This is a genomic window from Streptomyces sp. (assembly GCF_019510245.1).
Classification (GTDB): domain Bacteria; phylum Actinomycetota; class Actinomycetes; order Streptomycetales; family Streptomycetaceae; genus Streptomyces.
Map to the genome: position 1 here is coordinate 36,214 of NZ_JAEKKT010000154.1, position 19,229 is coordinate 55,442.

The following is a 19,229-nucleotide window of genomic DNA, read 5'->3' on the forward strand; positions in this document are numbered from 1 at the left end:
GGGCCTCGGGGCGTCCGGCACCCGTCTCCGCTACGGCCGGCGGGCGGCCGCCCGTCCCCGGCGGTACAGGACCGCACCGCCCGCGAGGAGCACGGCGCTGGCGGCCGAGGTCGCGAGCACGGCGGCGCTTCCGGTGTGCGGCAGGCTGGGCGGCGTCCCGTGGTGCTGCCCGCCGTGCGGAGGCGTCCGGTCCGGCGGCGGGGACGTCGGCGGGTGCGTGGTGGCAGGCGGCGACGTCGGCGGCTTTGTCGCCATGGGCGGCGACGTCGGCGCGGGCGGAGTGTCTTCGCCGTACGCGGACGGAGTGTCTTCGCCGTACGCGGACGGGGTCCTGTCGCCGTACGCGGGCGGAGTGTCTTCGCCGTACGCCGACGGGGTTTCGCCGTACGCCGACGGGGTTTCGCCGTACGCGGACGGGGTCTTGTCGCCGTACGCGGGCGGGGTGTCGTCGCCGTAGGCCGCAGGCGTCTCGCGGACGTCGGGCGACGGGGTGGCGCCGGTCTCGCCGCCGGGGTCCACCTCGGAGCCGTGTCCCGAGCCCTCGCGCGCGCGGTCGCCGTCGTGCTCTCCCGAACCCCGGTCGTGCGCACAGGAGTTGCCGGCCGCCGGGCGCGACGCCGCGGCGGTGTCGGCCGAGTCGGCGCAGTCGTCGGCGGGAGCGCTCGCCGGGGTCCGGACGTCACGGCCCGACACGGCACCCTGCGAACCGGCCGCGATTCCGGTCGGATCCGTGCCGGCGAGCGCGGGACTGCCGTACAGGGACAGGATGCTCGTCGCGGCGGCGGCCGCGAGCATCCCCCTGCTGAGGGTCTGTCGCAATCTCGTTGTCTTCCTGCTTGACGAAGTGGAAAGCCGGCCTCGGACCGCTGATGCGAAGAACCGGCGGTCCGAGACCGGCCATGACACAGCCGGGAGGTTGGTGCGCTGTGTGACGCCGTCAGTCGTTGACGCAGGGGTTGCCGAGCGCCGGGTTCAGCAGGGCGATGACGTCGACGGTGTCGCCGCAGGCGTTGACCGGGACGTGGACCGGAACCTCGATCACGTCGCCGGAGATGGCGCCCGGGGAGTTGGAGGCCGTGCCCTGCGCACCGGCGTCGGCGAAGGCGGGGACGGCAGCGCCCAGCGCCAGGATGGCGCCGGCGATCACAGCAGCGGTCTTCTTCATGAACTTTCCCTTCTCTGCGGTCATGCCCGTATGTCGGCCGAAACCGAGCGAGCACAGCTTGAACGGCTCGCACCATGACCGGCAGGCTGTAGAACGAGGAATAGACAGTCGAAGAAACTACGGAACGCATTCCGTCGGTTAATTCACTCGAACGCCCTCACAGAATTGACATAAGAGAGGAAACGCTTCTTCGACGCTTCTTCCGGCGGCGGGAATTACGCGGCCACGACGAAAGCCCGCCCGGGAGCGCATGCACACGCGCTGCCCGGGCGGGCCTCTGCAGGACCGGGGTCACTGGTTGGCGACGCCGTTGGCCGCGAGGACCGCGATGTCGTCCAGGACGTGCGACACCGGCTCGTCGCCCTTGGCCTGGGTGGAGTTCTCGGCGCACTGCTGGTTCTGCGGCGCGGACAGGACCGGGATGTCCTGGGCCACCCCGACGGCGGCGATGAGGCCGAGGATCCCCTGGGCGTTCGCCTTCACGGGGAGACCGACACAGAGCTTGTTGAGCGAGCCCTGGACCAGGGTGGCCTGCGGGCTCATCTTGCCCTTGGTCACCGAGTTGCCGAACGACTCCTTGGCGTCGTTGCCGCTCGCGGAGGTGGTGCCGTGGTCGTTGCCGGTGGCAAGCGCCTGGGGGGCTGCCGCCGCCGACACACCTGCGACGGACACGGCGACCGCCGCCGCGGCCATTGCCTTCTTCAGCATTTCGCTATTCCTTTCCTGTCCTGGCTCCAGGCCAAGACGGACGTTCCTGCCCGGCATCAACCGCCCGCAACCGGAATGGTTGCGGCACCGGACGGCACGTCACCCGTTCGGACCGACGGCCGCCCGGAATTCCCCGGTAAACCGGGGTCGGCGCGCAATCCGTGGATTTCCGGAGCGTGGGCCATTGGAGTGAAGCGGAGCAACCAAACGGAGCGTTCGCAGTTGACCAGTGCGCTCCGGTGGACGGGGTGTCCTCAGAAGGGAACTGACAAGTGATCAAGAAGGTTCTGGCCGCCGCCGCAGTCGCAGCCTCCGTCGTCGGCGCCTCCGCTGCCGCCGCCTCGCCGGCCCTGGCCACGGGCAACGACCACGGCACCACCTCCGCCAGTGGCAACGGTGCCCAGCAGGCGTTCGGCAACTCCGCCACGTACGGCAACATGAGCCCCCAGCTGGCGCTCATCCAGGGCTCCTTCAACAAGCCCTGCATCGGCCTCCCGGCGAAGCTGAACCTCCAGGGCCTGGCCGGTCTGGGTGCCGTCGGCGTCCTTCAGGACGTGCCGATCCTGTCCGCGCCGCAGAACCAGCAGTGCGTCGAGAACTCCACCCAGGCCAAGGGCGACGAGCCGCTGTCGCACATCCTGGACGACATCTCCGCGCTGTCCGCGAACGGCACCGGCAACAAGTAGTCCGGAAGCCCTCCGGGCCCCGGCGCGAGGGCGCCGGTCGGCTGGTCCGACCGCGCTACGCCAATCGGGGCATACCACGCAACCTCGGCGAATCCGGGTAAGTTGACGATCACGCAGCTCCTCCCCGGAGTCCGCCTTTCGAAAGGGAACGAACATGAAGAAGCTGTGGGCAACCGCGGCCGTCGCCGTCACCGTCGCCGGTTTCGCTGCCACGGCCGCTCCCCAGGCCCTGGCCACCGGCAACGACAACGGCACCACCTCGGCCAGCGGCAACGGCGCCAAGTCGGAGTTCGGCAACTCGGCCACGTTCGGCGACCAGAGCCCGCAGCTCTCGCTGGTCCAGGGCTCGCTGAACAAGCCGTGCGTCGGCCTCCCGGCCAAGGCGAACCTGCAGGGTCTGATCGGTGCGGTCGCCGTCGGCGTCGCGCAGGACGTGCCGATCCTCTCCGCGCCGCAGAACCAGCAGTGCGTGGAGAACTCCACCCAGGCCAAGGGCGACGAGCCGCTGTCGCACATCCTGGACGACATCTCCGCGCTGTCCGCGAACGGCACCGCGAACCAGTAGTCCGCAGACGCCGCGGGCGGCGGGCCACCGGTTCCCCCGGTGGCCCGCCGCCTTTTGCTCACTTCCGGTACAGCGCCTCGATCTCGGCCGCGTACCGGGCGGTCACCGCGTGCCGCTTGACCTTCAGGGACGGCGTGAGCAGGCCGTTCTCCTCGTTGAACTCGCCCTCCACCAGGGCGAAGGCACGGATCGACTCGGCGCGGGAGACGGCCAGGTTGGCATGGTCGACCGCCTTCTGCACCTCGGCCCGCATCCGGTCGTCGCGCACCAGCTCGGCGAGCGGGGTGCCCGGCGGCAGTCTGCGTACGGCCAGCCAGTGGGCGACCGCCTCCGGGTCCAGCGTGATCAGCGCGGCGACGAACGGCCGGTTGTCGCCGACCACCAGGCACTGGCCGACGGGCGACCGGCTGCGCAGCCGGTCCTCCAGGACGGCCGGGGAGACGTTCTTGCCGCCGGAGGTGACCAGGATGTCCTTCTTGCGGCCGGTGATGGTGAGATAGCCGTCCTCGTCGAGGGCGCCGAGGTCGCCGGTCTCGAACCAGCCCTCGTCCGCCAGCACTTCGGCCGTCGCGGCCGGGTTGTTCCAGTACGAGCCGAACACCACCGCGCCCTTGATCAGCACCTCGCCGTCCTCGGCGATCCGGACGGCCGTCCCCGGGATCGGCTGCCCCACCGTGCCGGGGCGCGGCGCGAGCGGCGGCACGATCGTGGCGGCCGCACTGGTCTCGGTGAGGCCGTAGCCCTCGTAGACGACGATGCCGGCCGCGTGGAAGAACAGGTTGAGGTCGCGGTCGAGCGGTGAGCCGCCGCTGATGGCGTACCGCATCCGGCCGCCGAGTTCCTTGCGGATCCGGCGGTAGACCAGCAGGTCGTACAGCGCCCAGGCGGCGTACAGGCCGGGCCCGGGGCCTTTGCCCGTGCCGAGGAACCTGTTGAGATACGCCTCGGCGAACCGCACGCCGATCCGCTCCGCCCGGTCGAAGGAGGCGGCCCGGCCGATCTTCTCGGCGGTCGCCCGCCCGGTGTCGTGGATCTTCTCGAAGAGGTACGGCACCCCGACCAGGAACGTCGGCCGGAACTCCCGCAGCACGGGCCGCAGTTCGTCCGGCTTCACGCTCGGGAAGTGACCCATCTCGATGCGGCCCAGCAGGCAGGCGATCTGGAGCGTACGGCCCAGGATGTGGGCGAGCGGCAGGAAGAGCAGGGTGGACGCGGTCTGGCCGGTGACCGCCTGGAAGACGGGGTGCAGCAGCTCGACCGTGTTGGCGGCCTCGGCGTGCAGGTTGGCGTGGGTGAGGACACAGCCCTTGGGGCGGCCGGTGGTGCCGGAGGTGTAGCAGACGGTGGCGACCGTGTCGGGGGTGAGGCCGCCACGGCGTTTGGCCACCTCCTCGTCCGGGACCCCCTGGCCGAGGAGGGCGAGGTCGGCGAGCGCGCCGCCGTCGATTTCCCAGATGCGCGGGGGGCCGGAGTGGGAGGCGGTGCCGGTGGTGACCGTTGCGGTGTGCTGCGCGGTCTCGGTGACGACGTGGCGGGCGCCGGAGTCGCGGACGATCCACTCCACCTGCTCGGCGGAGGAGGTGGGGTAGACCGGGACGGTCACACCGCCGGCCGCCCAGACGGCGAAGTCGAGGACCGTCCACTCGTAGCGGGTCCGGGACATCACCGCGACGCGGTCGCCTGCGGCGAGGCCGGCGGCGATCAGGCCCTTTGCGGTGTCGGTCACTTGGGTGGCGAAGGCAGCTGCCGTGACGGCGCCCTCGCCGCGGCGGATGGCTGTCGAGTGGGGTGCCTCCGCCGCGTTGGTGTAGGGGAGGTCCGCGAGGGAGCCCGTCGTGAGCGGAGCGGCGAGGGGCGGGCGGCGCGCCTCCCGCACGACCCCGGCCTCGTCCTTGATGATTTCGACCTTGCCCCGGTCGGCCAGGTCGGTTCGTTGACGTGCTCGTTTGAGGTCGCTGCGTACGCTCATGGGGCGTCAACTTACTCGGAAGTAAGGGGAGGTCAATGGGTTCGGAGGGTTTGGAGTTCGGGTGCGGGTGAGTGGGGGCTGGTCGCGCAGTTCCTCCCCCAGCCTTCGGCCGGGGGTACCCCCAGCGCCCCCGAAGGGGTGCTTCAGCTCGCCTCCTGGATGGCCCTCGCGAGGTCCGCGACGTCCTTGTCCTCCGTCGTCCTTGCCAGCGTTGCGGCGCGGGCCTGGAGCTTTCCGAGACCCGGGCTCCCCGGCATGTCGTACTCCCCGTCCGCCAGTGCGTCCGCGAAGTAGGCCGCCACCGCCGTTACTTGGAAGCGCGGGGAGGCGGACCAGACGCTGTCGTGGAGGGCGTCGGTCTCCATCGAGCCCGTGTTCTCGTGCGGGGTGCGGGTGTCGGGGTCCAGCCAGCGGACCGTGGCCGTCGCGAGGTGGCCGTCCGTGTGCGGCTTGGTGCGGACGGCGTAGAGGGCGGTGACCGTGTGGCCGGGGCCGATCTCGCCGCCGTCGACCCTGTCGTCGCGGAAGTCCCGGTCGGCGACCTTGCGGTCCTGGTAGCCGATCAGGTGGAACTCGGCGACCGTGTGCGGGTCGAAGGCCACCTGGGCCTTGGCGTCGCGGGCCACCAGGTCGATGTTCTGCGGGAGTTGCCGGCAGAAGACGTCCGCGGCGGTCGCGGTGTCGGAGACGTACACCGTGTGGCCGTCGCCCTTGTCGGCCAGGCGTTCCATGAGCGCGTCGCCGTAGTCGCTGCCCACGCCGACGCCGAACAGGGTGATGCCGTACTCGCGGCGGTCGCCGTCGATGCGCCGGAGGATGGCGTTCGGGTCGGTCTCGCCGTCGTTGGCGAGGGCGTCGGAGATCAGGACGACGCGGTTGGTGGCGTTCTTGCGCAGGCCCTCGACGGCGGTGGCGTAGCCGGTCTCGACGCCCTCGCCGAGGTTGGTGGAGGAGAGTGCCTCGAGGCCGTCGACGGCGTCGTGGATCTCGGCGCGGTGGCCGCCGAGGCGAGTCATCGGGAGGACCGTCTCGGCGTGTTCGCTGAAGGTGACGAGCGCGACCGAGTCGTCGTCGCGCAGCCGGTCGGTCATCGTGTCCAGGGACTTCTTCGCGAGGTCGAGCCGGCCCGGTTCGCCCATGGAGCCGGAGACGTCGACGACGAAGGTGAGGGCGGCCGGGGGGCGGGCGCCGGGGTCGTCGTCGGTGGGGCGGGTGGCGAGGCCCACCCGGACCAGGGACCAGTCCGGCTTGCCGGTGCGGGCGCCGTCGACGGTGACCGTGAAGCCGTTGTGCTCGGGTGTGCGGTAGTCCTGGCGGAAGCTGTTGACGAATTCCTCGGGCCGGATCGTCGAGGGGTCGGGGCGGCCGCCGTCGGCGAGGGTGCGGCGGGCGTAGCCGTAGGAGGCGGTGTCGACGTCGAGGGCGAAGGTGGAGAGGTGGTCGGAGGGCGGGGCGGTCTCGTCGCCCTGGGCCGCGGACGGGGCCGGGGCCCCGGTGGCGATCGTGTAGTTCGGGCCGTTCGCGTGGTTCTCGTCCGCGCCGCAGGCGGTCAGCAGCAGGGTGCCCGCGGTGGTGAGGGCGAGCAGTGCCGCGCACGTCTGTCGTCGGGTCCGGTGTCGGTTCATCGGTGTGCCCCCTGTGCCGGTCGGAGTCGACGTCCTGACTTGTCGTCGACTGTGACGGCGCAGGGGGCCGGAACGTGCGCCCCGATGCGTTGCGGATGGATCTCGAAGAGGCCACGGACCATGGGCTCCGAGGCCGGAGGGAGATCGTCCGGTGACCTAGGAGACGATGTCCTTGCGGGCGAAACCGCGGAAGGCCAGCGCGAACAGCACCAGGGCGTACGTTATCGAGACCGCCGTGCCCTGGATCATGCCGGACCACTCCAGGTGGGGTTGTACGGCGTCCGCCCAGGCGAACTGCCAGTGCGCGGGCAGGAAGTCGCGCCAGTGGCCGAGGGCGGTGACCGCGTCCAGGACGTTGCCGACGATGGTCAGGCCGACCGCGCCGCCGACCGCGCCGAGGGGGGCGTCGGTCTTCGTGGAGAGCCAGAACGCGAGTCCCGCGGTGACCAGTTGGGACAGGAAGATGTACCCGACGACGATCACGAGGCGCTGGGCGGCGGTGGTGGTGTCGAGGGCGCCGCCGGTGGGGATCTGGAGGGGTCCCCAGCCGTAGGCGGCCGTGCCGACGGCCAGGGCGACCAGCGGCAGCAGGATCATCGCGGCCAGGCTCAGGCCGAGCGCGACGACCAGCTTGGACCACAGCAGGCGGGCCCTCGGCACGGGTGCCGCGAGCAGGTAGCGCAGGGAGGACCAGCCGGCCTCCGAGGCGACGGTGTCCCCGCAGAACAGGGCGACCGGGATGACCAGCAGGAAGCCCGCGGACACGAACAGGTTGACCGCGGCGAAGTTGGCACCGGACGCGGTGGCCGTGTCCAGCAGGGTGACCTGGCCGTTCTCCCTGCCCGGCTGGCCGCCGACGGCGAACGCGATCAGCAGCACGAAGGGCAGTACGGCCAGGATCGCGCCCATCACCAGGGTGCGGCGCCGCTTGAGCTGGCGGACCAGCTCGACGCGGAGCGGCAGGGTGCGGCCCGCCCGGTAGCCGGAGGCGACCGCGGCCTTCTCGGTGAGCGCGCTCACGCGGAACCTCCGATCAGGGTCAGGAAGGCGTCTTCCAGACGGCGGTGCGGGCCGACGGACGCCACCGGTACGTCGAGCCGGACGAGTTCGGCGACCAGGCGCGGGGCGCTGCCGCCGGGTTCCATGCGGACGAGCAGGCCGTCGTCCGTGCCGGTCACGGAGGCCACCCCGGGCAGCGCGGCCACCTTCTCCACGACCGGCTCCTCCAGCGGGGTGCCGGTGCCGACGAGGAGGGTGTCGCCGGAGCCGACGATGTCGGCGACCGGTCCGGCCTGGACGAGCCGGCCGCGGTCCATCACCACGAGGTGGGTGCAGGACTGCTCGACCTCGGCGAGGAGATGGCTGGAGACGATCACCGTGCGGCCGGCGGACGCGTAGCGGATCATCACCTCGCGCATCTCGCGGATCTGCGGCGGGTCGAGGCCGTTGGTGGGTTCGTCGAGGATGAGCAGGTCCGGCAGGCCGAGCATGGCCTGGGCGATGGCGAGGCGCTGGCGCATGCCCTGGGAGTACGTGCGGACCGCGCGGGCCAGCGCGTCGCCGAGGCCGGCGATCTCCAGGGCCTCCTCGATGTGGGAGTCCTCCGGCGGGCGCCCGGTGGCCTGCCAGTACAGCTCCAGGTTCTCCCGGCCGGACAGGTGCGGCAGGAAGCCGGCGCCCTCCACGAAGGCGCCGACCCGGGAGAGGACGGGGGCGCCGGGGCGGATGGCGTGGCCGAAGACCCGGACCTCGCCGCCGTCCGGCTTGATCAGCCCCATCAGCATGCGCAGGGTGGTGGTCTTGCCCGCGCCGTTCGGGCCGAGGAGGCCCAGCACCTGGCCTTTCTCCACGCGGAAGGACAGCTCCCGGACCGCGTACCGGTCGGCCGAACCGGCGTAGCGCTTGGTCAGGTCCGTTATCTCAAGCGGGACTTCGGCGAGCGCCGGGGCGGGGGCCGGGCCGGCGGTGCGGCGGCGGCCGGTGAGCAGCAGGGCCAGGGCGGCCACCGCGCCGGCCAGCGGCAGCCACCACACCCAGGCGGGCAGCGGTGCGGCGGCCGTGTCCACCCTGGGTGCCGTCGGCACGCTCAGGGGGCTCCTGAGGGAGACGGTGTAGGTGGCCGGGGCGGCCGGGGAGGCGTAGCCGAGGTCGGTGGAGGCGAGGACCAGGCGCAGCCGGTGGCCCTTCTGCACCTCGTGGTCGATGGCCGGGAGGGTGATCGTGACGTCCTTGCCGGCCTTGGCGCCCTCGACGCGGACCGGGGTGACCAGCTGGGAGGGCAGCACCTGCTGGGTACCGTCCGGGCCGACGTCGTACACCTTGCCGAAGAGCACGGCGTCGTCGCTGGTGGAGGTGAGGTGGACGGTGGCCGTGGGGGTGCCGGTGATCTGCACGGTGTCGGTCACCGGTGCCGAGTCGAAACGGGCGTACTGGCCCGGGAAGTCGAGGGAGATGCCGACGCCGAGGGAGGAGAGCTGGGCGAGGCCGCCGGAGCCGCCGAGGCCGGGCAGCGCGGAGACGCCGGGCGGGCTGGCGCCGGCCGGGTTGGCGACGCGCTGGGTGCCGCCCTTCAGGGTGATGTCCTTCCGGTCGCTCTCCAGGCCGGGGTAGCTGTCGGCGGTCGCGCCGCGCAGCTGGGCGGCGCCGTCGGTGGAGTCGACGCCGCCGGTGCGGGTGATCCGGAAGGCGGGCCCGGTGTCGGTGGCCTTGTCACCCTTCAGGTACCGGTCGAACCACGACGTGACCCGGCCCTCGACACGGCTGGTCTCCAGGTCACCGCCGTCGTGACCGCCGGCGATCCAGTCGACGTCGACGGGGGCGCCGTTGGCCTTGATGGCCTTCGCCGCGGCATCGGACTGGGCGAGCGTGAAGAGTGAGTCGGTCTGCCCTTGGAAGAGCAGCGTCGGCACCTTGATGCGGCTGCCGACGGCCGAGGGCGACCGCTCTTCGAGGAGCTTGACCGCGGCGGCGTCCGGCCTGCCCGACTCGGCGACCCGGTCGTACATCGCGCACAGCTCGGGCTGGAAGTTGGCGCAGCCGCCGCCGGTGTTGAAGAAGATCCCGGCCCACAGCTTCTTGAAGACGCCGTTCGGGAACAGGGCGTCCGCGAGGTTCCAGTACGTGATGGACGGGGCGATGGCGTCCACGCGGTGGTCGTAACCGGCGGCGAGGAGGGAGATCGCGCCGCCGTACGAGCCGCCCGCCATCCCGACGCGCGGGTCACCGGCCTTGTCGAGCCGGACCTGGGGCTGCTTCGCCAGCCAGTCGATGAGCCTGGAGACGTCGGCGACCTCGCCCTTCGGGTCGTTGAGGCCGATCTTCCCGGTGGACCTGCCGAAGCCGCGGGCGGACCAGGTGAGGACCGCGTAGCCGTCGCGGGCCAGGTCCTCGGCCTCGGCGCGCATGTCGTCCTTGCTGCCGCCGAAGCCGTGGGCGAGGAGGACCGCGGGGCGTCGGCCGGTGCCGGCGGCGGTGAAGAACGAGGTGTCGAGACGCACCCCGTCCACGGCCATGACCTTGTCGGTCCGGTGCACCGGGGACGGGTCGTCCGAGGCGACGGCCGTCCACGTGCCGGCGCCGCCGAGCACGACGACGGCGGCCGCGGCGGCCAGCAGCCGCCGCGGCCGCCCGAGCAGCGCTCGCAGGCCGGGGGGTCGAAGATCCATGCTTCAACGGTACGGGTATGGACCGACGTCCGACGCCGACGGTGGGGTGAACCCGGCGCCATCCCCGCGGCGTACGGCGGCGTCCACCTGTACTCCGGGTGCGGTACATCGGGTTGACACGCCCGCCGGACACGAACGCTCAACCGCCGCTCCCCCGAGCACCACCACGCACCCGATCCCGCCGCCAACGGCGGACTCCGGCGGTGCCGAACCGGGCGGTGGATCCCCGCGGGCCGGTGGGGGCCGGTCGCGCAGTTCCCCGCGCCCCCGACGTCGGCCACCCGGCCCGGCGCTCACAACCCGCCGCCGCTCCACACAATCCCGCCGCAACGGCGACCAGCCATTCGGCGGTGCCGAACCGGGCGGTGGGGGCCGGTCGCGCAGTTCCCCGGGCTCCTGAGGTCGGCCAGCCGGCCCGGCGACTACGCCTGGGCGTCGTCCGGGATGGAGACCACCCAGTGGGTTTCCTTGCGGGGGCGGAGGTACAGGGCCCAGTAGAGGGTGGCGGCGGCGGTGATGCCGCCGGTCCAGAGGAGGTAGATCGTTTCCTGCTGGGTGAGGATGTAGCCGAGGACGGCGATGAGGAGGATCGGCATCGCGGGCCAGAGCGGCATGCGCCAGGCCGGGGTGTGCTTGTAGTGGCCTCGGCGGGCGAGGAGGGCGGCGACGGCGACGAGGAGGTACATGCCGGTCACCGAGACGCCCGTCACGCCGTACAGGGTGTCCAGGTTGACGAAGCAGAGGACGGCGCCGGGGACGCCGACGGCGAGGGTGGCGACCCAGGGGGAGCCGAAGCGGCCGAGGCGGGAGAGGGCGCTGTTGACCGGGGCCGGCCAGGCCTTGTCGCGGGCCGAGGCGAACAGGACGCGGGAGTTCTGGATGACCATGACGATGCCCGCGTTGATGATCGCGAGGGCCACGCAGAGGCTGACGAAGGTGCCGACCGCGGAGTTGGACCAGGCCGTGACCATGGAGCTGATGTCACCGCCGGTGAGGGCCTTGAGGTCGGTCGCGCCCATGGTGATCGCGGCGACCGGGACGAGGATGACCACCGTGGAGATCGCGAGGGTGGCGAGGACCGTACGGGCGACGTTGCGGCGCGGGTCCTCCAGTTCCTCGGAGAGGTAGACCGCCGTCGAGAAGCCCTGGGTGACGAAGAGGGCGATGGCCAGGCCGGAGACGACGAGCATCGCGGTGACGGTCGTGGTGTGCCCGCCCGTGTCCGCGACCTGCATCGAGGTGAGGCTGCCGACGCCCCGGTGGCTGTGGGAGAAGCCCAGCACCGCCACCACGCCGGCCGCGATGACCTCCAGGACCAGGAAGATGCCGGTGATCCAGGCGTTCGCGCGCAGGTCCAGCAGGCCGGCGAGGGTCGCGAGGAGCATCACTCCGGCGCCGGTCATGGCCGGGTCCAGGTGCACGATCGGGGCGAGGTAGTCGGCCGTGCCCATCGCGATCACCGGGGGCACGATCATCACGACGAGGAGGGAGAGGACGAAGACCAGCCAGCCGGCGAGACGGCCCGCCATCGTCGAGACCATCGCGTACTCGCCGCCCGCGCTGGGGATGAGCGTGCCCAGCTCGGAGTAGCAGAACGCCACGGCGATACAGAGGAGGGAGCCGATCGCGATCGTGAGGGCGGTGGCGGTCCCGAGAGAACCGAACAGGTCGGGGACGACCACGAAGAGCGTGGAGGCCGGGGTGACGCAGGAGAGGGTGAGGAGGGTGCCGCCGACTACTCCGATGGAGCGCTTGAGCGTCTTGGGGCTGTCGGACGCCTCTGTGGCGGCGTTCTCGACAGGGCGGAGCGTGTCGGTCATGCGGCGGTTCCGATCGACTCTGGTGGATGCCTCCGGGCGGCTGAACTGAGCGCATGGAACCCCGACGAAAACCATTGCGTCAATGGCTGTTTACCTTCGGATTCCGCACTCGTAAAGCAAGGCCAGCCACATCGCTTTCGTAGGAACAAGCGGCAGGATGCCGAAATCATCAAGCTTATGATCCGCATGACCTTGGTTTCGAAGGTCATGAACGCAAAGAACTTAAGTCACCCGTTTCATCCCATGAAAACGAGAACCGCAGCACGGTCGGCAAAAAAAATCGGGGCCGTCCGGTATCCGGACGGCCCCGACAGGGTCAGGCGGCCACGCTCAGTGGTTGCGCGGGAAGCCCAGGTCGACGCCCGCGGGCGCGTCCGCCGGGTCGGGCCAGCGGGTGGTGACGACCTTGCCGCGGGTGTAGAAGTGCGTGCCGTCGTTGCCGTAGATGTGGTGGTCGCCGAAGAGCGAGTCCTTCCAGCCACCGAAGGAGTGGTAGCCGACGGGGACCGGGATCGACGCCGACCATGCCGGCCTCGATCTCCAGCTGGAAGCGGCGGGCGGCGCCGCCGTCCCGGGTGAAGATCGCGGTGCCGTTGCCGAAGGGGGAGGCGTTGATCAGCGCCACGCCCTCGTCGTACGTCTCCACGCGCAGGACGCACAGCACCGGGCCGAAGATCTCGTCCTGGTACGCCTTGGCGGTGGTGGGCACCTTGTCGAGCAGCGAGATGCCGATCCAGTGGCCGTCCTCGAAGCCGTCGACCGTGTAGCCGGTGCCGTCCAGGACGACCTCGGCGCCCTCGGCGGCGGCGCCGGAGACGTAGGAGGCCACCTTGTCGCGGTGGACGGCCGTGATCAGCGGGCCCATCTCGGAGGTGGGGTCGTTGCCGGGGCCGATCTTGATCTTCTCGGCGCGCTCGCGGATCTTCGCCACCAGTTCGTCGCCGATCGCGCCCACCGCGACCACGGCCGAGATGGCCATGCAGCGCTCGCCGGCCGAGCCGTAGGCCGCGGAGACGGCCGCGTCGGCCGCCGCGTCCAGGTCGGCGTCCGGGAGGACCAGCATGTGGTTCTTGGCCCCGCCGAGGGCCTGGACGCGCTTGTGGTTGGCGGAGGCGGTGGTGTGGATGTAGCGGGCGATCGGGGTCGAGCCGACGAAGGAGACCGCCTTGACGTCCGGGTGCTCCAGAAGCCGGTCCACGGCCACCTTGTCACCGTGCACGACGTTGAAGACACCGTCGGGCAGGCCGGCCTCGGCCAGCAGCTCGGCGAGCTTGATCGAGGCCGAGGGGTCCTTCTCGGACGGCTTGAGGACGAAGGTGTTGCCGGTCGCGATGGCGATCGGGAACATCCACATCGGGACCATCGCCGGGAAGTTGAACGGCGTGATGCCCGCGACCACGCCGAGGGGCTGGCGGATCGAGGAGACGTCCACCCGGGATGCGACCTGCGTGGACAGCTCGCCCTTCAGCTGCACGTTGATGCCGCACGCCAGGTCGACGATCTCCAGGCCGCGGGCGACCTCGCCGAGGGCGTCGCTGTGCACCTTGCCGTGCTCGGCCGTGATCAGCTCGGCGATCGCGTCCCGGTTCGCGTCCAGCAGGGCACGGAAGCGGAACAGGATCTCCGTGCGCTTGGCCAGCGAGGACTGGCCCCAGGACACGAAGGCGTCCTTGGCGGCGGCGACCGCGGCGTCGACCTCGTCGACCGACGCGAACGCGACCTTCGTGGTGACCGCGCCGGTGGCCGGGTCGGTGACCGGCCCGTAGTTGCCCGACGTGCCGTCGACGGACTTGCCGCCGATCCAGTGGTTGACGATCTTCGTCATGACCGGTTACTCCTTCACAGATGGCGGCGTCGGGTCGAGACGTGCCGTTCGTACAGCTCACGTGCCTTGACCGCGGACGATCGGGTCGCGGTCTCGGCCACAGGTACATCCCACCAGGCCTGCGCGGGAGGCGGGCCCGACACAGTGTCGGCCGTTTCGGTCTCCACGTAGACACATGTGGGGGTGTCGGCGGCCCGCGCCTCGGCGAGCGCCGCGCGCAGGTCCCGGACAGTCTTCGCGCGCAGGACGCGCATGCCGAGGCTGGCCGCGTTGGCGGCCAGGTCGACGGGGAGCGGGGCGCCCGTGAAGGTGCCGTCGTCCGAGGTGAAGCGGTACGCGGTGCCGAACCGCTCGCCGCCCACCGACTCGGAGAGCCCGCCGATGGAGGCATAGCCGTGGTTCTGCACCAGCAGCACCTTGACGGCTATGCCCTCCTGCACGGCGGTGACGATCTCCGTCGGCATCATCAGATACGTGCCGTCGCCGACCAGCGCCCACACGTTCCGCTCCGGCGCCGCGAGTTTCACCCCGATGGCGGCCGGTATCTCGTAGCCCATGCACGAGTAGCCGTACTCCACGTGGTACTGGTCCCGCGCCCGCGCCCGCCACATCCGGTGCAGGTCGCCGGGGAGCGAGCCCGCCGCGTTGATCAGTACGTCCGTCTCGTCGACGAGCGCGTCCAGGGCGCCGAGGACCTGCGGCTGCGTCGGCCGGATGTCGGGCTCGTCGGCCTCGTAGCAGGCGTCGACGCGCTGCTCCCAGCGCTCCTTGTCCTCGGTGTACTCGGTGACGTACGAGTCGGCGGTCCGGTGGCCGTCCAGGGCCCGGCGCAGTGCCGCGAGACCGCTGCGGGCGTCCGCGACCAGGGGCAGGCCGGCCAGCTTGTGGCCGTCGTACGCGGCGATGTTGAGGTTCAGGAAGCGGACGTCCGGGTTCTCGAAGAGGGTGCCGGAGGCCGTGGTGAAGTCGGTGTAGCGGGTGCCGACGCCGATCACCAGGTCGGCGGTGCGGGCGAGTTCGTCGGCGGTGGCGGTGCCGGTGTGGCCGACGCCGCCGACGTCCTGCGGGTGGTCCCAGCGGAGCGAGCCCTTGCCGGCCTGGGTCGAGGCGACCGGGATGCGGGTGGCCTCGGCGAACTCGGTGAGGACGGCCTCGGCGCGGCTGTGGTGGACCCCGCCGCCCGCGATGACCAGGGGCCTGCGCGCGTTCCTGATCGCCGTCACGGCCGCGGCGAGTTCGGCGGGGTCGGCGCCCGGCCGCCGTACGGTCCACACCCGTTCGGCGAAGAACTCCTCCGGCCAGTCGTACGCCTCGGCCTGCACGTCCTGGGGCAGGGCGAGGGTGACGGCGCCGGTCTCGACGGGGTCGGTGAGGACCCGCATGGCGGCGAGGGCGGAGGGGATCAGCTGCTCGGGGCGGTTGATCCGGTCGAAGAACTTCGAGACGGGCCGGAGGGTGTCGTTCACGGACACGTCGGCCGCGTGCGGGACTTCGAGCTGCTGGAGGACCGGGTCGGCGGGGCGGGTGGCGAAGACGTCGCCCGGCAGGAGGAGGACCGGGAGGTGGTTGACGGTGGCGAGGGCGGCGCCGGTGACCAGGTTGGTGGCGCCCGGGCCGATGGACGTCGTCACGGCGTGGGTGGAGAGACGGTTCGATTGACGCGCGTAGCCCACCGCCGCGTGCACCATGGCCTGTTCGTTACGGCCCTGGTGGTACGGCATCTCGTCCCGGTGCTCCAGGAGCGCCTGGCCGAGGCCGGCCACGTTGCCGTGGCCGAAGATGCCCCAGGTGGCGCCGATCAGGCGGCGGCGCTCGCCGTCCCGCTCGGTGAACTGGACGGCGAGGAAGCGGACAAGCGCTTGCGCGACGGTCAACCGAATCGTCATCGGTAACCCTCCGTGTGGTCCGGGTGGAAGCAGATCCGCCACTCCCGCGTCGCACCGGGCCCCGCCATGACGTTCAGGTAGTACATGTCGTGCCCGGGCTGCGCGATCGACGGGCCGTGCCATCCGTCGGGAACGAGCACGGCGTCGCCGGAGCGGACCTCGGCGAGGACGTCCGTACCGCCCTCACGGGAGGGGAATACGCGCTGATACCCGATACCGTTCGGTCCGTCGATCTCGAAGTAGTAGATCTCCTCCAGCTCCGACTCCTCGCCGGGCCGGTGCTCGTCGTGCTTGTGCGGCGGGTAGGAGGACCAGTTGCCGCCGGGCGTGATCACCTCGACGGCGATGAGCTTGTCGCAGTCGAAGGCGGACGCGGACGCGAAGTTGCGCACCCGGCGGGCGCTGGTGCCGCTGCCGCGGTCTTCGACGGGGACCTCCGGCGCGGGGCCGTAGCGGGCGGGGAGTCGTCGCTCGCACTTCGCTCCTGCCAGGGCGAAGCGGCCTCCCGCGCCGGAGGCGATCTGGACCTGGGCGTCCCGGGGCACGTACGCGAAGTCGGAGACTCCGCTGAACACGCTCTCCCGGCCCAGGATCTGGAACTCGTTTCCCTCTGTTTGCACCGTACAACCGCCCTGCAGCGGAAGCACGATCCACTCGCTGTCCCCGGTGGTGAACAAATGCGTTCCCCCCGGGGCCAGTTCGACGATCCTCAGGCTGCTGTGCGCCCAGCCGGCCCGCTTGGGGTCGATGTCGAGCGCGTACTGGGCGTTCGCGGTCGAACCCTTGGTGAGGTGCAGCTCGCTGGTCGTCATCTTCTCGCCCTCACAGGAGTCCGACAGCGGTGTCCACGGCGGCGGCCACGTCGCCGTCCGCCGGGTACAGCAGCGAGCGGCCGACCACCAGACCGCGCACGGTGGGGAGTTGCAGGGCGCTGCGCCACTTCTCGTAGGCACCGGCTTGTTCCTCGACGGAGCCGCCGACCTCGCCGCCCAGGAGGACGGCGGGGAGGGTGGACGTCTCCATGACCTGGGCCATGTCGTCGGGGTTGTCCGTCACCGGCACCTTGAGCCAGGTGTAGGCCGAACTCCCGCCCAGGCCCGAGGCGATGGCGATGGACTTGGTGACCGCCTCGGGGGACAGGTCGTTCCTGACCTTGCCCTCGGGGGTGCGGCGGCTGATGAACGGCTCGACGAAGACCGGCAGCCTGCGTGCGGCCATGTCGTCGATGGCGCGGGCGGTGGACTCCAGGGTGGTCAGCGAGCCCGGGTCGTCGTAGTCGATGCGTAGGAGCAGCTTGCCGGCGTCGAACCCGAGGCGCTGTATGTCCTCGGCGCGGTGGCCGGTGAAGCGGTCGTCGAGCTCGAAGGAGGCACCCTGCAGTCCGCCCCGGTTCATCGAGCCCATGACGACCTTGCCGTCGAGGGCGCCGAGCAGGAGCAGGTCGTCCAGGATGTCGGCGGTGGCGAGGACGCCGTCGACGCCGGGCCGGGACAGCGCCAGGCAGAGCCGCTCCAGCAGCTCGGCCCGGTTGGCCATGGCGAGCCGGTCGCCGCCCACGCCGAGGGCGCCGCGGGCCGGGTGGTCGGCCGCGACGATCATCAGCTTGCCGTCCTCGTTGAGGAGCGGGCGGCGGGAGCGCCGGGCGGCCGCCTCGGCGATGGCCTCGGGGTGGTGGGTGCGGGTGTGGACGAGGGCGGAGATGTCCACCTTCACCTGCGAGGCGGGGGCGCCGGCGCCGCCCTCGTGGTGCGCGCCCGCGACGCGGCCCGCCCTCACAGCACCGCTCCGGCGGCGAGCGCGGCGTCGATCTCTTCGCGGGTCGGCATCGCGGAGGAGCACTCCAGGCGGGAGGCGACGATCGCGCCGGCCGCGTTGGCGTGCCGCATGGTCTTCTCCAGGTCCCAGCCTTCGAGCAGGCCGTGGCAGAGGCTGCCGCCGAAGGCGTCACCGGCGCCGAGGCCGTTGAGGACGTTCACGGGCAGCGGCGGGACCTCGGCGGAGTCGCCGTCGCGGCTGACGGCGAGGACACCCTTGGGGCCCTGCTTGACCACGGCGATCTCGACACCCGCGTCGAGGAGGGCCTGGGCGGCGGCCTGCGGCTCGCGCACGCCGGTCGCGACCTCCACCTCGTCGAGATTGCCGACGGCGACGGTGGTGTGCTTCAGCGCCTCGGCGTAGAAGGGCCGGGCGGCGTCCGGGTCCTTCCAGAACATCGGGCGCCAGTCCAGGTCGAAGACGGTCGTGCCCGCCTTGGCCCGGTGGGCGAGGGCCGCGAGGGTCGCCGTACGGCTGGGCTCCTCGCTCAGGCCGGTGCCGGTGATCCAGAAGATGCCGGCGTCGCGGACGGCGTCGAGGTCCAGCTCGTGGGCGTCGATCTCCAGGTCCGGGGCCTTGGGCTGCCGGTAGAAGTACAGCGGGAAGTCGTCCGGCGGGAAGATCTCGCAGAACGTGACCGGGGTGTTCAGGCCGGGGACCGGGGTGACCCAGCGGTCGTCCACGCCGAAGCCCTGGAGGGCCTCGTGCAGGTAGGCGCCGAAGGCGTCGTCACCGGTGCGGGTGATGACGGCGGTGTTCCGGCCGAGGCGGGCGGCCGCCACGGCCACGTTCGTCGCCGAACCGCCGAGGAACTTGCCGAAGGACGACACCTGGGCGAGCGGGACTCCGGTCTGGAGTGGATAGAGATCCACCCCGATCCGCCCCATGGTGATCAGGTCGTACGCCATCGGCTTCCCTTCGTCATGGCTCTCCCGTGGTTTGTAGTCCGGGAGGGCAGGTCGTGTCAATGGTTTGTCCGGACATTCTGACGAGAAGGGGGTGTTGAAGAGCACCACGCCGTCGTTCGTGCCGATGTCAACGCGCCCCGCCGACGAGCCCACGCGCGCCTGTGCTCCGGCTGTGTCACAAACTCCCCCCTTGTGTCACGCATGTCGCGCATACGCGGGCTCTCGGTCACACCCGGCCCACAGCCGCTTGCCCTTGCTCACTCTCCGTCGTTCACCGGGCACAGGCTGATCGCCAGCGCAGCGCCCGGCTCCCCCGACGACCGCCTCCGGTCGCCCCCGTGGTGCGCGCAGGGAGGTGCATCTCATGACCGACCGAAGGCTCTGGTCCTACAAGGAGATCGCGGCACACATCCGGGTACAGCCGGACACCGTCCGCTCCTACCGCAAGCACGGGCTGCTTCCCCCGCCCGACCGCGTCGAGGGCGGCAAGCCCTACTGGTACGCCGACACGGTCCGGGCCTGGGTCGCCTCCCGGCCGCGCAACCGCGGGCGCGGCGACTTCTGAGCCCGGTCGCGGGAGGCCCCGCCCGCC

15 protein-coding genes and 1 pseudogene are annotated in these 19,229 nt (G+C 71.5%); 3 read left to right on the forward strand and 13 right to left on the reverse strand.

Features of this window, described 5'->3' with window-relative positions:
• Window positions 1-30: 30 nt before the first annotated feature.
• From JF597_RS28325 to JF597_RS28335, 3 genes are all read right to left on the reverse strand, one after another.
• Complete coding sequence (locus JF597_RS28325) at window positions 31-819, reverse strand: chaplin family protein (RefSeq protein ID WP_294002030.1); 789 nt, start codon at window positions 817-819, stop codon at window positions 31-33.
• 118 nt (window positions 820-937) lie between these two features.
• Window positions 938-1,189, reverse strand: coding sequence for a chaplin (locus tag JF597_RS28330; protein WP_294002031.1), 252 nt, complete (start codon window positions 1,187-1,189; stop codon window positions 938-940).
• A gap of 267 nt (window positions 1,190-1,456) precedes the next feature.
• Entirely contained in the window at window positions 1,457-1,873 is a 417-nt protein-coding gene (locus tag JF597_RS28335) for a rodlin (protein ID WP_294002032.1), read from the reverse strand.
• A 272-nt stretch (window positions 1,874-2,145) separates the two neighbouring features.
• Here JF597_RS28335 and JF597_RS28340 point away from each other — a divergent pair, with 272 nt between their 5' ends.
• Together JF597_RS28340 and JF597_RS28345 are read left to right on the forward strand one after the other, a co-directional pair.
• Window positions 2,146-2,559, forward strand: a complete 414-nt coding sequence (locus tag JF597_RS28340) for a rodlin (RefSeq protein WP_294002033.1) — start codon at window positions 2,146-2,148, stop codon at window positions 2,557-2,559.
• Window positions 2,560-2,713: 154 nt separating this feature from the next.
• Window positions 2,714-3,124: a rodlin gene (locus JF597_RS28345; RefSeq protein WP_294002035.1), complete on the forward strand. Its 411-nt coding sequence runs from the start codon at window positions 2,714-2,716 to the stop codon at window positions 3,122-3,124.
• A 58-nt stretch (window positions 3,125-3,182) separates the two neighbouring features.
• Here the strand turns inward: JF597_RS28345 and JF597_RS28350 are convergent, their stop codons facing one another.
• The 10 genes and pseudogenes from JF597_RS28350 to iolC form a co-directional block, all read right to left on the reverse strand.
• Complete coding sequence (locus tag JF597_RS28350; RefSeq protein ID WP_294002036.1) at window positions 3,183-5,093, reverse strand: long-chain fatty acid--CoA ligase; 1,911 nt, start codon at window positions 5,091-5,093, stop codon at window positions 3,183-3,185.
• Window positions 5,094-5,236: 143 nt separating this feature from the next.
• A complete protein-coding gene (locus JF597_RS28355) occupies window positions 5,237-6,718 on the reverse strand; it encodes a von Willebrand factor type A domain-containing protein (RefSeq protein WP_294002038.1) in 1,482 nt (493 codons plus the stop codon).
• Between the two features lie 156 nt (window positions 6,719-6,874).
• Window positions 6,875-7,738 carry an ABC transporter permease gene (locus JF597_RS28360; protein ID WP_294002040.1) on the reverse strand — a complete coding sequence of 288 codons (864 nt, stop codon included), beginning with the start codon at window positions 7,736-7,738 and terminating at the stop codon, window positions 6,875-6,877.
• Window positions 7,735-10,383, reverse strand: a complete 2,649-nt coding sequence (locus JF597_RS28365; RefSeq protein WP_294002042.1) for a CocE/NonD family hydrolase — start codon at window positions 10,381-10,383, stop codon at window positions 7,735-7,737. Before JF597_RS28365 ends, JF597_RS28360 begins: the two co-directional genes overlap by 4 nt.
• A gap of 422 nt (window positions 10,384-10,805) precedes the next feature.
• A complete protein-coding gene (locus JF597_RS28370; protein ID WP_294002044.1) occupies window positions 10,806-12,203 on the reverse strand; it encodes an APC family permease in 1,398 nt (465 codons plus the stop codon).
• Window positions 12,204-12,533: 330 nt separating this feature from the next.
• Window positions 12,534-14,028: pseudogene (gene mmsA, locus JF597_RS28375) on the reverse strand (CoA-acylating methylmalonate-semialdehyde dehydrogenase).
• Window positions 14,029-14,042: 14 nt separating this feature from the next.
• Window positions 14,043-15,914 (reverse strand): 3D-(3,5/4)-trihydroxycyclohexane-1,2-dione acylhydrolase (decyclizing), encoded by a 1,872-nt coding sequence (gene iolD, locus JF597_RS28380; RefSeq protein ID WP_294002046.1) that lies wholly within the window; start codon window positions 15,912-15,914, stop codon window positions 14,043-14,045.
• Window positions 15,911-16,726: a 5-deoxy-glucuronate isomerase gene (iolB, locus tag JF597_RS28385; protein WP_294002048.1), complete on the reverse strand. Its 816-nt coding sequence runs from the start codon at window positions 16,724-16,726 to the stop codon at window positions 15,911-15,913. Before iolB ends, iolD begins: the two co-directional genes overlap by 4 nt.
• Window positions 16,727-16,736: 10 nt before the next feature.
• Entirely contained in the window at window positions 16,737-17,627 is an 891-nt protein-coding gene (locus tag JF597_RS28390) for a deoxyribose-phosphate aldolase (RefSeq protein WP_294002115.1), read from the reverse strand.
• Between the two features lie 59 nt (window positions 17,628-17,686).
• Window positions 17,687-18,637, reverse strand: coding sequence for a 5-dehydro-2-deoxygluconokinase (gene iolC, locus JF597_RS28395; protein ID WP_294002049.1), 951 nt, complete (start codon window positions 18,635-18,637; stop codon window positions 17,687-17,689).
• Between the two features lie 364 nt (window positions 18,638-19,001).
• Between iolC and JF597_RS28400 the strand changes: the two genes are divergently transcribed.
• Window positions 19,002-19,202 carry a MerR family DNA-binding transcriptional regulator gene (locus JF597_RS28400; protein WP_294002050.1) on the forward strand — a complete coding sequence of 67 codons (201 nt, stop codon included), beginning with the start codon at window positions 19,002-19,004 and terminating at the stop codon, window positions 19,200-19,202.
• The last annotated feature ends 27 nt before the right edge of the window (window positions 19,203-19,229 follow it).

Bases quoted from the DNA above. Each gene is read 5' to 3' on its own strand.
- JF597_RS28350 (WP_294002036.1), bottom strand. From the start codon at position 5,093: ATGAGCGTACGCAGCGACCTCAAACGAGCACGTCAACGAACCGACCTG.
- iolB (WP_294002048.1), bottom strand. From the start codon at position 16,726: ATGACGACCAGCGAGCTGCACCTCACCAAGGGTTCGACCGCGAACGCC.
- iolD (WP_294002046.1), bottom strand. From the start codon at position 15,914: ATGACGATTCGGTTGACCGTCGCGCAAGCGCTTGTCCGCTTCCTCGCC.
- JF597_RS28365 (WP_294002042.1), bottom strand. From the start codon at position 10,383: ATGGATCTTCGACCCCCCGGCCTGCGAGCGCTGCTCGGGCGGCCGCGG.
- JF597_RS28335 (WP_294002032.1), bottom strand. From the start codon at position 1,873: ATGCTGAAGAAGGCAATGGCCGCGGCGGCGGTCGCCGTGTCCGTCGCA.
- JF597_RS28345 (WP_294002035.1), top strand. From the start codon at position 2,714: ATGAAGAAGCTGTGGGCAACCGCGGCCGTCGCCGTCACCGTCGCCGGT.
- JF597_RS28355 (WP_294002038.1), bottom strand. From the start codon at position 6,718: ATGAACCGACACCGGACCCGACGACAGACGTGCGCGGCACTGCTCGCC.
- JF597_RS28330 (WP_294002031.1), bottom strand. From the start codon at position 1,189: ATGACCGCAGAGAAGGGAAAGTTCATGAAGAAGACCGCTGCTGTGATC.
- iolC (WP_294002049.1), bottom strand. From the start codon at position 18,637: ATGGCGTACGACCTGATCACCATGGGGCGGATCGGGGTGGATCTCTAT.
- JF597_RS28400 (WP_294002050.1), top strand. From the start codon at position 19,002: ATGACCGACCGAAGGCTCTGGTCCTACAAGGAGATCGCGGCACACATC.
- JF597_RS28370 (WP_294002044.1), bottom strand. From the start codon at position 12,203: ATGACCGACACGCTCCGCCCTGTCGAGAACGCCGCCACAGAGGCGTCC.